The sequence below is a fragment of the Arthrobacter sp. TmtSoilC51 genome, assembly GCF_055388015.1.
Window position 1 is genome coordinate 1,767,149 of the sequence record NZ_AP035877.1, and the last position, 14,000, is coordinate 1,781,148.

General features: G+C 63.7%; 13 protein-coding genes. 7 read left to right on the forward strand and 6 right to left on the reverse strand.

Annotated features, from left to right (window positions below):
• Genes ACZ5G6_RS08045 through ACZ5G6_RS08055 form a run of 3 tightly spaced genes read right to left on the reverse strand, consistent with a single transcriptional unit; the run spans position 1 to position 2,128 of the window.
• Positions 1-618, reverse strand: a complete 618-nt coding sequence (locus ACZ5G6_RS08045) for a TetR/AcrR family transcriptional regulator (protein ID WP_498690642.1) — start codon at positions 616-618, stop codon at positions 1-3.
• Positions 615-1,358 carry an ABC transporter permease gene (locus ACZ5G6_RS08050; RefSeq protein ID WP_223936537.1) on the reverse strand — a complete coding sequence of 248 codons (744 nt, stop codon included), beginning with the start codon at positions 1,356-1,358 and terminating at the stop codon, positions 615-617. The genes ACZ5G6_RS08045 and ACZ5G6_RS08050 overlap by 4 nt, the downstream gene beginning before the upstream one ends.
• Positions 1,359-1,366: 8 nt before the next feature.
• Positions 1,367-2,128, reverse strand: coding sequence for an ABC transporter ATP-binding protein (locus tag ACZ5G6_RS08055; RefSeq protein WP_223936538.1), 762 nt, complete (start codon positions 2,126-2,128; stop codon positions 1,367-1,369).
• A 471-nt stretch (positions 2,129-2,599) separates the two neighbouring features.
• On the opposite strand from ACZ5G6_RS08055, the gene ACZ5G6_RS08060 reads away from it, so the two are divergent.
• Positions 2,600-4,411, forward strand: coding sequence for a proline--tRNA ligase (locus ACZ5G6_RS08060; RefSeq protein ID WP_223936539.1), 1,812 nt, complete (start codon positions 2,600-2,602; stop codon positions 4,409-4,411).
• Entirely contained in the window at positions 4,408-5,202 is a 795-nt protein-coding gene (locus tag ACZ5G6_RS08065; RefSeq protein ID WP_498690645.1) for a sulfite exporter TauE/SafE family protein, read from the forward strand. Before ACZ5G6_RS08060 ends, ACZ5G6_RS08065 begins: the two co-directional genes overlap by 4 nt.
• On the opposite strand, the gene ACZ5G6_RS08070 is transcribed toward ACZ5G6_RS08065, so the two are convergent.
• The 3 genes from ACZ5G6_RS08070 to ACZ5G6_RS08080 form a co-directional block, all read right to left on the reverse strand.
• Complete coding sequence (locus ACZ5G6_RS08070; protein ID WP_498691810.1) at positions 5,195-6,193, reverse strand: aminoglycoside phosphotransferase family protein; 999 nt, start codon at positions 6,191-6,193, stop codon at positions 5,195-5,197. The genes ACZ5G6_RS08065 and ACZ5G6_RS08070 overlap by 8 nt on opposite strands.
• 49 nt (positions 6,194-6,242) lie before the next feature.
• Entirely contained in the window at positions 6,243-6,971 is a 729-nt protein-coding gene (locus ACZ5G6_RS08075; protein ID WP_498690647.1) for a VIT1/CCC1 transporter family protein, read from the reverse strand.
• 75 nt (positions 6,972-7,046) lie between these two features.
• Entirely contained in the window at positions 7,047-8,225 is a 1,179-nt protein-coding gene (locus ACZ5G6_RS08080; protein ID WP_498690649.1) for a DUF4439 domain-containing protein, read from the reverse strand.
• Positions 8,226-8,255: 30 nt separating this feature from the next.
• Between ACZ5G6_RS08080 and rimP the strand changes: the two genes are divergently transcribed.
• From rimP to rbfA, 5 genes are all read left to right on the forward strand, one after another.
• Positions 8,256-8,867 carry a ribosome maturation factor RimP gene (gene rimP, locus ACZ5G6_RS08085; protein ID WP_223936544.1) on the forward strand — a complete coding sequence of 204 codons (612 nt, stop codon included), beginning with the start codon at positions 8,256-8,258 and terminating at the stop codon, positions 8,865-8,867.
• A complete protein-coding gene (gene nusA / locus ACZ5G6_RS08090) occupies positions 8,867-9,847 on the forward strand; it encodes a transcription termination factor NusA (protein WP_223936545.1) in 981 nt (326 codons plus the stop codon). The genes rimP and nusA overlap by 1 nt, the downstream gene beginning before the upstream one ends.
• A 194-nt stretch (positions 9,848-10,041) precedes the next feature.
• Positions 10,042-10,383: a YlxR family protein gene (locus ACZ5G6_RS08095; protein WP_498690652.1), complete on the forward strand. Its 342-nt coding sequence runs from the start codon at positions 10,042-10,044 to the stop codon at positions 10,381-10,383.
• Positions 10,384-10,535: 152 nt separating this feature from the next.
• The gene (infB, locus tag ACZ5G6_RS08100) at positions 10,536-13,412 is read left to right on the forward strand and encodes a translation initiation factor IF-2 (RefSeq protein WP_498690654.1); all 2,877 of its coding nucleotides are present in this window, start codon (positions 10,536-10,538) and stop codon (positions 13,410-13,412) included.
• A gap of 77 nt (positions 13,413-13,489) precedes the next feature.
• Positions 13,490-13,993: a 30S ribosome-binding factor RbfA gene (gene rbfA, locus ACZ5G6_RS08105; protein WP_498690656.1), complete on the forward strand. Its 504-nt coding sequence runs from the start codon at positions 13,490-13,492 to the stop codon at positions 13,991-13,993.
• The last annotated feature ends 7 nt before the right edge of the window (positions 13,994-14,000 follow it).

Here is a 14,000-nt window from a genome sequence, read left to right on the forward strand (position 1 = left end):
CTAGTCCGGATTGGGGGTATCCAGGTCCCCGGTGAGATACCGCTGGATGGTCGGCGCCACTATCCTCACCACTTCCGCCTGATCAGCACTGGCCAGGGGCTCGAGCCGGATCACATAGCGGAGCAGCATCAGTCCCACCACTTGTGTCGCCACCAGGTTGCCACGCAGTCGTACTTCCTCGGCAGGACCTTGCACGCCCACCATGACCCTGGAGAGGATGGTCCGGCTCACAGTCTCCCGCAGCAACGCCGTTTTGGCTTTGGACCCAATGGTTCCCCGAACGAATGCCACCAGACCGGGCTGCGCCGGGCCCTCCCACAACCGAACTACCGCGCGGATCAGTGCTTCTGCCCTCGCCCCCGGATCCAGCGTTTCAACGCCCGCCAAGACGTCTTCAGGGTCCGCAGGCAACTCCACGCTGGATGCGAACAGTTCGTCCTTGCCTTTGAAGAAGTGGTGCACCATGGCCGGATCCACGGAAGCTTCCCGCGCGACTTGCCGAAGACTGGTGCCATCGAACCCTTGCTCGGCGAACAGCTTCCGTGCAGCCAGCAGAATGGCTTCGCGCGAGTGATCGTTACCGCTTCGCCGGCCGCGGCGCAGGGGCTGGAGGCTCATGAAGTCTGCCGCCGCAGTGTCAGTGAGGCGAGGATGAGGACCCCCACCACTATTCCGCCCATCACCATCGTGTCTTGCCACAGGGTGGCCGTGGCATCGGCGTTCCCGGCGATCTCCTGAAGGGCATCAACAGAAAACGTCAGGGGAAGGACGCCGGAGATTGCCTCGAGGACCTCGTTCATCTGCTCACGGGCGACGAAAAGGCCGCAGAGCAGGATCTGCGGCACCACCACTACGGGCATGAACTGGACGGCTTGGAACTCAGTGCGCGCAAAGGCGGAACACAGCAGCCCCAAGGCCACCCCAAGGACAGCGTTGATGACCGCGATCATTACGACGAACCAGGGAGTGCCCTTGATGTCGAGATCGAAAATCCAGTACGCAACCGCCGTGGCCACCAGCGATTGCAGCGCGGCCATGATGGAGAAGGCAAGAGCATAGCCGAACAAAAGGTCTGCCTTATGGATGGGTGTGGTGAGGAGCCGCTCCAGGGTCCCGGATGTTCGTTCGCGCAGCATGGTGATGGACGTGACCAGGAACATGACCACGAACGGGAAGATCGCCAGCATCATCAGGCCGACGCGGTCGAACGTGCGCGGAAAGCCCGGCGGAAGTGTTTCGTTTTCGAAAAGGAAATAGACGGCGGCGAGCAACAGCGCCGGGACCACCAGAATGAGTGCCACGCTGCGGTGATCGTGCCGCAGTTGGCCCAGGACGCGGGCTGTGGTTGCCAAGGTCATTCGGAGATTCATGATGCCACCTGGCTTTCTTTTGCTGGTTGACCGCTATCGGGGCCCTGTTGGGCGTCCTTGATCATGTTCAGGAACGCCCGTTCAAGGTCACTGCTGCGTCCGCGCGTGGCGAGTTCGGCCGGGGTTAGTTGGGCAAGCAGCAGGCCGTCCCGCAGAAGCAGCAACGAGGAACAATGCGACGCTTCTTCCATGACGTGACTGGAGACCAAGAGCGTTGTTCCGCTGGCGGCCATGGCAGCGAACCTCTCCCATAACTCTGCCCGCAGCACTGGGTCCAGGCCCACTGTCGGTTCGTCAAGGACCAACAATTTGGGGTGCGCCACCAGCGCACACGCCAGTGATACGCGGCTGAATTCCCCGCCCGACAGGTCTCCCGCCTTCTGCTTTGCAAATGATTCGAGCCCGACGGCGGCAATCGACTCCGCAACGTCCGCCGCCGTCGCCTTGTGCATGGCGCCGAAGTACTTGACGTTGGCTTCAACGCTGAGGTCTGCATAGACGCTGGCACCTTGGGTGACGTAACCGACGTCGTGCCTTAGTGGCGCGCTGCCTGCTGGGCGGCCGAGAACGCTGATGGATCCACCCGTGATCCGTTGTACCCCCACAATGCCGCGCATGAGTGTTGTCTTGCCGCTTCCTGAGGGGCCGAGCAGTCCTGTGATGCGACCGCTGCCCACCGCGAAGTCCAGGCCCCGCAGGATTCTTGTTCGGCCTCGCGTGATCTGCAGGCCCGTGGCTTCTATTGCTGCGAGTGACATGGCGGCCTCCGGCACCATCAGGTAATTCACCAAGTGATGAATTAACGCTAAATCTGCCCAACCGCGCGGTCAAGGGTGATTTGCCAGCGAAATCCTTGAAAACGTGTCCGCTATCACATAAGTTTTTCCCAAGCCGTGTCGATGGGGCACGGGTGGTTACAGGGGAATTCATGGCAAAGACCTTCAAGGTTGCCTTTGGCAGCCGCACCATCCGTGAGCTCGGCAGTCACCAATGCTTCCCAGTCGCAGGCGATCCCGTTCCGCTGGAGGGAACGGGGGACTAGTCCCCGGACAGAGTCTGCGGCCGGCCGGCCGCAGAGCCACGCCATCGAAGGATGACCAGCCGATATTGGCCAGGGGCTTCCAGACTCGACGGCGTGGCTCTTCTCTGTGCGGAGCCGCCCGCCACCAGCCGGTAGATTAGTAGACAGTTGTTTTTGCCACATCTGCCATAGAAACGGATACGTACCCGTGGTCCTTCGCCTTTCCCAGTTGTTCCTGCGCACCCTGCGTGAAGATCCCGTCGACGCCGAGGTCGCCAGCCACAAGCTCCTGGTCCGGGCCGGTTACATCCGCCGTGCCGCGCCGGGCATTTACACGTGGCTGCCGCTGGGACTCAGTGTCCTGCGCAAGGTGGAGGAAATCATCCGGCAGGAAATGTCCGCCATTGGCGCACAGGAAGTCCACTTCCCGGCATTGCTGCCGCGCGAACCCTACGAGGCCACCAACCGCTGGACCGAGTATGGAGAGGGCCTCTTCAGGCTTCAGGACCGCAAGGGCGCCGACTACCTCCTGGCCCCGACGCACGAGGAAATGTTCACCCTCCTGGTCAAGGACCTGTACTCCTCGTACAAGGACCTGCCGTTGAGCCTGTACCAGATCCAGAACAAGTACCGCGATGAAGCGCGACCCCGGGCAGGCCTCCTCCGTGGCCGGGAATTCATCATGAAGGACTCATACTCGTTCGACGTTGACGACGCCGGCCTGGACGCAAGTTACGCCGCCCACCGCGCTGCCTACCTGAAGATCTTTGAACGCCTGGGCCTGGAAGTCATCCCGGTTGCGGCCACCGCAGGCGCCATGGGCGGCTCCAAGAGCGAGGAATTCCTCTTCCCCACGGAGATCGGCGAGGATACCTTTGTGCGCTCGGCCGGGGGCTACTACGCCAACGTCGAGGCCGTCACCACGGTTGTCCCTGAGGATATTGATTTCACGGACGCACCGGCTGCCCAGGTTTTGGACACCCCGAACACCCCCACCATCGAAACCCTGGTTGACGCAGCCAACCAGCTGGCACCCCGCAGCGAGGCCGACGGCGGCGCCTGGACTGCCGCTGACACGCTGAAGAACGTCGTGCTCGCCGTGACGCTCCCCACCGGTGAACGCCAGATCGTCGTCCTCGGCGTTCCTGGTGACCGCGCCGTGGATCTTAAGCGGGTGGAAGCCAACATTGGTGCGTTCCTTCCCATCGCGGGCGAGATCGGCCTCGAAGCTGCCAACGATGAAGATCTCAAGAAGCTGCCGTGGCTGGTCAAGGGCTACATCGGCCCTGGTTTGTCCCTGGATGAAGCGGTGCTGGGCCTGGAAGGATCTTCCAAGCTGCTCTTCCTCGTGGATCCCCGCGTTGTCTCCGGCACAACCTGGGTGACTGGCGCAAATGTTGACGGCAAGCACGTCTTCGGACTCGTGGCGGGCCGCGACTTCACGTGGGACGGCGTCATCGAATGCACCGACGTCCGGGCAGGGGACCCTGCGCCTGACGGCTCGGGACCACTTGAAACTGCACGTGGCATCGAAATGGGCCACATCTTCCAGCTCGGACGCAAGTACGCCGAGGCACTGGACCTGAAGGTGTTGGACCAGAACGGCAAACAGGTTGTGGTCACCATGGGCTCCTACGGCGTTGGTGTAACCCGTGCTGTCGCAGCCCTCGCCGAAGCCAATCACGATGACCGCGGCCTCGTGTGGCCACGCACGGTAGCCCCGGCCGATGTTCACATTGTGGCTGTGGGCCGCGGCGACGAAATTTTCGAAGCTGCAGAGAAGCTGTCCGCTGAACTGGAGGCTGCCGGCCTCGACGTCATCTTCGATGACCGGCCCAAGGTTTCTCCCGGCGTAAAGTTTGGCGATGCCGAGCTCGTCGGTGTGCCCACGATCCTGGCGGTCGGCCGTGGACTCGTGGACGGCGTAGTGGAGATCAAGGACCGCCGCAGCGGTGAAGCCGAGAACATCTCGGTGGATAAGGCCGTGGATTACGTGGTCAACGCTGTCCGTAACCGGTGATTTCCGGCTTCGAGACTATCCAGCTCACCACGGTCATCCTGATTGTGGTTGCTGGATTCGCAGCAGGGTGGGTTGACGCGGTAGTAGGAGGCGGGGGGCTGATCCAGCTCCCCGCTCTGCTGCTGGTTCCTGGCATCACCCCGGTCCAGGCCCTGGCCACGAACAAAATGGGTTCCATCTTCGGCACCACCACCAGTGCCACCACCTATTACCGCCGGGTGGGGCCGGACCTCAAGACAGCAATTCCCATGGCAGTCATTGCCCTGGCGGGCAGCTTTGGCGGGGCCATCCTCGCTGCGTCGCTGCCGGCCAGCGTCTTCAAGCCGATCATCGTCGTGGCGCTGGTCGCCGTCGCGATTTTCACGGCCCTCCGCCCCAGCGCCGGTGAGCTGACGGCGCTGCGGCACGATGGACACAAGCACTACGTCGTGGCCTGCCTGATCGGTGCTGTGATCGGGTTTTACGACGGCCTCATCGGGCCCGGTACGGGATCCTTCCTGGTGATCGCCTTGGTCTCGGCCATGGGCTACGCGTTCCTTGAAGCCAGTGCAAAGGCCAAGATCGTCAACATGGCCACCAATGCCGGTGCCCTGATTTTCTTCCTTCCCCACGGTTCCTTGTTGTGGGGAGTCGGCCTGGTGCTCGGGCTGGCGAACATGGCGGGCGGATACCTTGGTGCCCGTACAGCTGTGGCCAGGGGGAGCGGCTTTGTGCGGATTGTGTTCCTGATCGTCGTCGCGGCACTGATCATCAAGCTCGGCATGGACGTATGGAACGATAACGTCAGCTGACGGCGTCCCCGGGCTCTGGTAGATCGTGTGCTGCTGGAAGTCCTTCGAGTGTCCTGCCCGCCAATGTGCTGGCCACCCATAGGGAACGGGCCAGGTCGCCTTCGTGCCCTGGTTTTCCCGCGGACCACAGGGCATTGGTCACTTCGCGGGCAATACTCCACTGTCGTGCGACCTCCGGATCAAGGCCGGCGGCGAGGCTGAAGTCCCGGCACCGCTCCCGTAGGGCAGCGCCAGGATCGCTTCCCGGCAGATCCTTGATCCGGTTCCACAGAACAGGTGCCACCGCAAATTCTGCCTCACCGATCTGCGGTTGGGGATCGATGGCCCGGTAGTTGGCGGTGTCCGCGCCCAATGCGGCGAGGATGTTCATGAAGTGGAGATCAGTGTGCACCAGGACGTCCTTGCCGGATCGGCGGCCAACGGCGCCCCGGGTCTGGCACACTTCCAGCGCAGCCTCCAATAACCATCGCGGGAAGGGGTGGTCCTGCCGTTCCCACTCCGCAGGCAGTTCGTCGCTCCAGCGCTCAGCCGTTGCAGCGATGTGATCGAATCCCCGCCATTCGGGACGATCATCCGGGGCAATGGAAAGTTCGCGCATGATCTCACCCCAGGCCTCCGTAGCTTCATCCATGGGGGCGTCCTGCAGCCAACGCGATGCGTCCAGGCGTTCCAGCAGCATGGAGCAGCTCGCGGCGTCCGCTGCCAGGAGGCGGACAGCTCCGTGGCCACCCCACAGGGCCAGAGCGTGGCGCTCCAGGAGTGCTTCCTCATGTGGATAGGCGATCTTCAGGGCAGCCTGCCTGCCGGACTGGAGAACGGGTACAACCAAGGCTCCATGCCCGTTCCACGGCTCCTCGCCGGGTGCGAGGTCCACGGACAACTGCCAGCGGTCCAGGGACTCGCTGATGAGCCCCGGAAGGCTCGCCAGCCAGTCCCGCCCCGCGGAGTCGCGGTTGTAACGGGCGTGCAGGTCGCCCGGAATCGGAATCATGGCGTGAAGGGTCACGCGATCAGCCTAGCTCTGCCGGGCGGTAGTACCCTCAGAAAACGCCGCTGGCGCCCAACAGGCTTCCGATCGAGAACGTGGCTGCAAGAGCCAGCGCTCCGCCCAACACCACACGGGCTGCTGCCCGGATCCTCGGTGCCCCACCAATCCATGCCCCCACGGCTCCCGTAATCGCGAGCGCCAACAGGACGGCAACGAACGTCAGCGGGACACGCATTGCCGGAGGAGGGAGCAGGATGGCCAGCATGGGAAGCACTGCACCCAGGGTAAATGCCGCTGCCGATGCAAAGGCGGCGTTCCACGGACTGACGATGTCGTCCTCGTGAATATTGAGCTCGGCGGACAAGTGGGCCGCAAGGGCATCGTGCTTCGTCAATTCTTCGGCGACTGTTCGGGCGGTGCGCGTGGTGAGTCCCTTCGCCTCGTAGATCGCGGCGAGCTCTTCGAGTTCTTCTTCCGGTTGTTCTGCGAGCTCCCGGCGTTCCTTCTCGATGAGCGACTTTTGGGTGTCGCTCTGGCTGCTGACGGATACGTATTCGCCCAATGCCATGGAAATGGCACCGCCCACCAGACCCGCCGTGCCGGCAGCCAGGATGCTGCCGGTATTGGTCGTGGCACCGGCCATGCCGACCACGATCGCGGCGACGGAGACGATGCCGTCGTTGGCGCCCAAAACTCCGGCGCGCAGCCAGTTCAACCTGTGGGCAAGATCATCACGATGCGGTTCATTCTCGTGCGTAGTGGCAGTTTCTGCGGAAGCCATGGTTCAAGCCAAGCACCAGCGGGCCGCCTTGGCCAGCATGGCTAGGCTCGCCTATCCCGTCCCGGGTGTTTGGGCTCAGCCCGGTTGGGACTCAGCCCGGGTTGGACTGGGTGTGGGCGTCGGCAGGGGAGGAAAGTCATCGGCGTCGAACTCCAGGCCCGGCAAGGCGGCCAGAGTGGCACCCCAGTCAATGCTCCTCCGCACTGCGGCGAGCAGGTTGCTGACGGCCCAGTCCCGGGTCTCTCCAGTGGAAAGCGCAATAAGGTCGCCAAATCCCCGCAAAGAGTCCCATTCCAAAGTCCCTAAACCGGCGCCCGGGTTTTCAGCGAACTGCGCAGGTAGCCGGTATCCGGGCTCTCGGGTGGGCACGTCGCCACAGTTGAGGCGGGTCAGGGCTTCCGCCTGCAGCAGGAGGCGTTCGTGCATCGCCAGGTCCTTCGCGGCCTGGACAGTTGCCCCGGCGTCCAGTCGCTTCAGCGCCACCTGGTAGATGTACACGGCTTCCTGCTCCGAGCGGACAGTGGCGGCCAAAGCAGCATCGGTCGTGGCAGCCGTTGCATCCGGAGTGGGGCTCACGGAGGGGCATTGGTGCGCAGCCGGCGTTGAGGCAGGCGGGGTGCCGGCCGACGTCGGCGACGGTACCGTCAGCTGCCACGCCGCAGCCAGTTTTTCGCCCTGCAGCAGTTGGGCGGATCCGACGGCGGCGAGCAGCCTTGCGGTCCCGCCGTCGGCCTCGCGGGCGTCGTCCAGTCGTTGCCGGCCGCTGGCGGTCAATCCAGCCACGATGACCACCGGGGTCGCCTCCGGGGCCGTGTCATCTTGGCCCGTTGCCGCGGAGGCAGCACCACCGGTGGTATTGGGCAGGCCGCTGGTAGCGGCAGATGGCGTAAGAAGGGCCCTCGACTGCGTTGTCAGCAATGTCACAGCGTTGTCCAGGGCTGCTGTTTTTGAACCGGATCCTGTGGCTGCCGACAATCCTGCGGCCGATTCCCGCAGTCTCTGGGTATCGGTGAAAGCGTCGGCGAGGGCGGACTCGGAAAACGAAAGCTCCGGGGGAGTCCCGGAATCCCGCGGAAGAAGCACGATTCCAGTGCCTGCAACGAGCAGTGCCACCACCGAAATGAGAAGGAGCCGGCCCCACGCTGGTGATCGTCGTTTTTCACTTGTCTGCTCGTCCACAACACACCATGGTGTCATGTGGGCGGGAAACTCCATGCACCATGTGCTGCCGAAAATCGTTAGGCTAGTAGTCACAACAACATCTATCGGGAGGCGGCGGGCAACGTGAGTGACTCGGAAGCCACGACTTCAACAGACCGTACTGAGTCGAATTCAACGGCCACCATCCACAACCCGGAAGAGCGCAGGCTAAAGGCGCTGCTCGAACCGGCAGTCCTTGCCAACAGGCTCTACCTCGAGGATGTTTCCATCCACGTCGCCGGTTCACACCGGACGGTCCACGTCGTCGTGGATCTTCCGCAGGAGGAGACCGGAGGTGTCAGCCTTGACGCCATCGCCGACGTCTCGCGTGGCTTGTCCGATATTCTGGACAACGATCCCCACGACGACGGCCGTCCCTACGACCTCGAGGTTTCTTCGCCAGGCGTAGGCCGTCCGCTGACGGAACCGCGCCACTGGCACCGGGCCCGGGGCCGCATGGTCCGGGTCAACGTCATCCAAGGTGAGAACGTCCTGGGCCGGATCGCGTCAGTCGATGACACTGGTGTGACGCTCATTCCGGAGCACGAGGTCAAGAAGGGCATGAAGCCCAAGCAGGGCGAGCCCATCACTATTCCTTTCGACAGGATCCGCCACGGAAAAGTCGAGATTGAATTCAGCCACCTCCACGAGGCCGGGCTGGCAGACGAACACAATGGACCTTCCGAGGAGGCCTAATGGATATTGACATGAGCGCACTGAGACTCCTGGAGCGTGAGCGTGAAATCCCGCTGGACCTCCTGATTCCCACCATCGAGCAAGCGCTCCTGGTGGCCTATCACAAGACGCCCGGTGCCTTCGAGAAGGCCCGTGCTGAGCTGGACCGCAAGAGCGGCCACGTGACCATCTGGGCAACGGAAATCGACGACGAGGGCGAGGCTATTGGGGAGTTCGAGGACACCCCCGCCGGTTTCGGCCGGATCGCCGCGAGCACGGCACGCCAGATCATCCTGCAGCGTCTTCGCGACGTTGAGGACGATAACGTGTTGGGTGAGTTCAAGGGCCGTGAAGGCGAACTCGTCGCTGGCATGATCCAGCAGGGCAACAACCCGCACATGATCCAGGTCAACCTCGGATCCGTGGAGGCGCTGTTGCCGCCACCCGAGCAGGTTCCTGGCGAGAAGTACATCCACGGCAGCCGGCTGCGTGCTTTCGTGGTGGATGTACACCGTGGGGCCAAGGGTCCGTCCATTACGTTGTCGCGTTCGCACCCGGGCTTGGTCCGTAAGTTGTTCGAAATGGAAGTTCCGGAAATTGCGGACCGTTCCGTGGAGATCGTGGCACTTGCCCGGGAAGCCGGTCACCGCACCAAAATTGCCGTCAAGGCGAACACCCCGGGCGTGAACGCCAAGGGCGCCTGCATCGGCGAAATGGGTTCCCGCGTCCGTGCGGTCATGACTGAGCTCAACGACGAAAAGATCGACATCGTGGACTTTAGCGAGGACCCGGCGACCTTCATCGCCAACTCCTTGTCGCCGTCCCGAGTGAATTCCGTCACCATCACGGACGAGTCAACGCGCTCGGCCCGGGTAGTGGTTCCGGACTACCAGCTCTCCTTGGCGATTGGCAAGGAAGGCCAGAACGCACGCCTTGCTGCCAAGCTGACCGGATGGCGGATCGATATCGTGTCAGACGCCGCCCCGGCAAAGGCCGAGTAGCGACCATCCCGGTGGCCTGGCCGCCGGGCTCCGCGCCGCGCTGGCTGTGCGGCCGGTTTCGGCTGTCCGGGGCCGGGGGGCTAGAATAGATGGAACCGGGCTTACGTCCGGTATCCGCGCGCTTTGACGTGCCGTACTTGCGTGTGCAGGGCCGGTCGTCAGCGCAAGTTTGCAGAGGCAGGTAAGGACACATCGTGGCTGAACTGCTTGAACGCGGCCATGGTCCCGTTCGTACGTGCATCGGATGCCGGAAGCAAGGCTCCCGGTCCGAGCTTGTCCGGCTGGTCGCCCAAGGCCGTGGTTCATCCACTGTCCTCGTCGATGTTCGACGCCGGATGGCCGGCAGGGGTGCGTGGCTTCACCCCAGCGAAAAGTGCTTGGCGTTGGCGATCAAGCGGCGTGCTTTCGGAAGGGCCCTTGCGGGCGCTACCGAAACGAGCGCCGTCGAAAGCTACCTCATGTCAGGCGCGTCACTTGTGGAGGCCCCGGCTGCCACAGGAAAACCGTCCAAACCTGAAAGCGGGTCAGAAAACTGATGGAAACCCGATGAGTTCCCAGCGATGAGTGCGTAACGATGACAACTTTGTTGCGCTCTGCAATGGGCCTTTCAGTCGCGCTAGCGGCAGGGGCCCGCAGTAAGAAGTAGACGGTTCGTGCCTGGCTCGGTGCGGACCGAGACAGGAGAAATGTGGCCAAGGTCCGCGTACATGAGCTCGCCAAAGAGCTCGGTATTACTTCCAAAGATGCAGTAACAAAACTGCAGGAATTGGGCGAATTCGTTCGCTCCGCCTCTTCCACCATTGAGGCCCCCGTCGTGAAGAAGCTTCGCGACGCCTACCCGGGTGCAGGCGCTGCAAAGTCAGCTGCCCCCGCACCTGCAGCCGCCCCCAAGGCTCCGGCTGCTCCCGCAACATCCCGTCCGGCCGCTCCGGCGCCGGGCCCGGCAGCACCCAAGGCTCCTGCTCCGGCAGCGCCCGCAGCGGCGGCACCTGCCCCCGCTGCACCTGCTCCTGCGGCGCCTGCCCCGGCAGCGCCCGCGGCTCCCGCTGCGTCCACGCCGTTTTCGGCAAAGCCAGGTGCCCGTCCTGCTCCCAAGGCAGAGACTCCGGCTGCGTCCCGCCAGGGCGGCCAGGCTCCGCGTCCTGGTGGTCCCCGTCCGGGTAACAACCCCTTCGCCACGTCCCAGGGCATGCCCCGCGGCCGTGGTGGCGACGGCGAACGTCCGCCGCGTCCGGGTAACAACCCCTTTGCAACCTCACAGGGCATGCCCCGTGCAGGTGGCCGCAACGATGGCGAACGCCCCGGTGGTCCCCGTCCCGCAGCAGGTGCCGGTGGTCCCCGTCCCGCAGCAGGCAGCGGTGGTCCCCGTCCGGGCGCTCCGCGTCCCGGTGCACCCCGTCCCGGTGGTGCCCCGCGTCCCGCTGGTGGCCCCGGTGGGAACCGTCCTACTCCGGGCATGATGCCCAACCGCACTGAGCGTCCGGCTCCCGGTGGCGCTGGCCGTCCCGGTGGCGCAGGCCGTCCGGGTGGCGGACCGGGTCGTCCCGGTGGCGCACCAGGTGCAGGTACCGGTGGCGGCGCCCCCGCCGGCGGTGGCTTCGGCAAGGGTGGCCGCGGTCGCGGTGGTACCCAGGGTGCCTTCGGCAAGGGCGGCGCCGGTCGTGGCAAGCAGCGCAAGTCGAAGCGTGCAAAGCGCCAGGAACTGGAGCAGATGAGTGCTCCGTCGCTGGGCGGCGTATCAGTACCCCGCGGCGATGGCGAGACCATCATCCGTCTGCGCCGTGGTTCATCCATCACGGACTTTGCCGAGAAGATCGATGCGAACCCCGCGTCGCTCGTGACCGTTCTGTTCCACCTGGGTGAGATGGCAACGGCTACGCAGTCCCTCGACGAAGACACCTTTGGCCTGCTTGGCGCCGAACTTGGCTACAAGCTCCAGGTTGTTTCGCCGGAAGACGAAGAGCGCGAGCTGCTGGACCAGTTCGACATCAACATCCAGGACGAGCTCGACGCCGAGGGTGACGATGTCCTCGAGGCACGCCCGCCGGTTGTCACGGTCATGGGTCACGTTGACCACGGTAAGACCCGCCTGCTTGACGCCATCCGCAACTCCAACGTTGTGGCCGGCGAGCACGGTGGAATCACCCAGCACATCGGTGCTTACCAGATCAGCCACATCCACGAGGGCAAGGCCCGCGACATCACCTTCATTGACACCCCCGGTCACGAGGCCTTCACGGCCATGCGTGCACGTGGTGCCAAGGTCACCGACATCGCGATCCTGGTTGTTGCTGCCGACGACGGCGTTATGCCGCAGACGGTGGAGGCACTCAACCACGCCCAGGCAGCCAACGTGCCGATCGTCGTCGCAGTGAACAAGATCGACAAGGAAGGCGCCAACCCTGACAAGGTCAAGGGTCAGCTCACCGAGTACGGCCTGGTTCCCGAAGAATACGGTGGCGACACCATGTTCGTTGAGGTTTCCGCACGCCAGAACCTCAACATCGATGAACTGATCGACGCCGTCCTGCTGACGGCCGATGCCGCACTGGATCTGCGCGCCAACCCGGACAAGGACGCTCGAGGCATTGCCATCGAAGCGAACCTGGACAAGGGCCGCGGTTCCGTGGCTACCGTCCTGGTGCAGTCCGGTACCCTGGCCGTGGGTGACACGATCGTGGCCGGTACGGCTCACGGCCGCGTCCGCGCCATGTTCGACGAGAACGGCGAGGCACTGGATGTCGCTCTGCCGTCCCGCCCGGTTCAGGTCCTCGGCCTGTCCAACGTGCCGCGTGCTGGTGACACCTTCCTGGTGACGCCGGACGAGCGTACGGCCCGCCAGATCGCCGAGAAGCGTGAAGCTGCCGACCGCAACGCCGCACTGGCCAAGCGTCGCAAGCGCATCAGCCTGGAAGACTTTGACCAGGCCGTTGCCGAAGGCAAGATCGACACCCTCAACCTCATCCTCAAGGGTGACGTCTCCGGTGCCGTGGAAGCCCTTGAGGACGCCCTCCTCAAGATCGATGTCGGAGACGACGACGTTCAGCTCCGTGTCATCCACCGCGGTGTGGGTGCCATCACGCAGAACGACGTCAACCTGGCAACGGTGGACAACGCCATCATCATCGGCTTCAACGTCAAGCCGGCTGAGCGCGTCGCTGAACTGGCTGACCGCGAAGGCGTGGACATGCGCTTCTACTCCGTCATCTACGCAGCAATCGATGACATCGAGATGGCCCTCAAGGGCATGCTCAAGCCGGAGTACGAAGAGGTCCAGCTCGGTACTGCCGAGGTCCGCGAAGTCTTCCGTTCCTCCAAGTTCGGAAACATCGCCGGTTCGATCGTCCGCACGGGCATCATCCGTCGTAACACCAAGGCACGCGTTAGCCGCGATGGCAAGGTCATCGGTGACAACCTCACCGTTGAGACGCTCAAGCGCTTCAAGGATGACGCAACCGAAGTCCGTACTGACTTCGAGTGTGGTATCGGTCTTGGCTCGTTCAACGACATCTCCGAAGGCGACATCATCGAAACCTTCGAGATGCGCGAAAAGCCGCGCGTCTAGGTTCCGCTTGGAGCGGGTCCGTCGGGTAGCCCCGGCGGACCCGTTCCGTACCCGTTTCTACTTTCCAGGAGGAAGTCATGGCCGATCCGGCACGCGCTGCCAAGTTGGCGCAGCGGATAAAGGTCGTCGTTGCCGAGGCCCTCGGCCGCAGGGTCAAGGACCCGCGCGTCGAGTCCATTACGATCACCGACGCCCGCGTCACCAACGACCTTCAGCACGCCACCATCTACTACACCGTCTTCGGTGACGAGGTGGCCCACGCTGATGCCGCGAGGGCATTGGAGAAGGCCAAGGGTGTGCTGCGACAGGAAGTTGGCCGCAACATCACCGTCCGGCTCACTCCGACCCTCGAGTTCGTTGCGGACCAGATCCCTGTCAACGCATCAAACCTTGAGGAACTGCTTCGTGAGGCAAAGCGTCGGGACGCCGAGGTAGCCGCTTTGGCTGCCGGCGCCAAGCACGCAGGCGAGGCTGACCCTTACAAGGGCGAGCCATCCGAAGAAATCGACGAAGACGACTTCGACGAAGAAGACATCGACCTCGCGGACGATGACGAACTCGACGAAGACGCCAACCGCTAGAAGTTTT

Bases quoted from the DNA above. Each gene is read 5' to 3' on its own strand.
- ACZ5G6_RS08070 (WP_498691810.1), bottom strand. From the start codon at position 6,193: ATGATTCCGATTCCGGGCGACCTGCACGCCCGTTACAACCGCGACTCC.
- ACZ5G6_RS08055 (WP_223936538.1), bottom strand. From the start codon at position 2,128: ATGTCACTCGCAGCAATAGAAGCCACGGGCCTGCAGATCACGCGAGGC.
- nusA (WP_223936545.1), top strand. From the start codon at position 8,867: ATGGATATTGACATGAGCGCACTGAGACTCCTGGAGCGTGAGCGTGAA.
- ACZ5G6_RS08075 (WP_498690647.1), bottom strand. From the start codon at position 6,971: ATGGCTTCCGCAGAAACTGCCACTACGCACGAGAATGAACCGCATCGT.
- ACZ5G6_RS08050 (WP_223936537.1), bottom strand. From the start codon at position 1,358: ATGACCTTGGCAACCACAGCCCGCGTCCTGGGCCAACTGCGGCACGAT.
- rbfA (WP_498690656.1), top strand. From the start codon at position 13,490: ATGGCCGATCCGGCACGCGCTGCCAAGTTGGCGCAGCGGATAAAGGTC.
- ACZ5G6_RS08045 (WP_498690642.1), bottom strand. From the start codon at position 618: ATGAGCCTCCAGCCCCTGCGCCGCGGCCGGCGAAGCGGTAACGATCAC.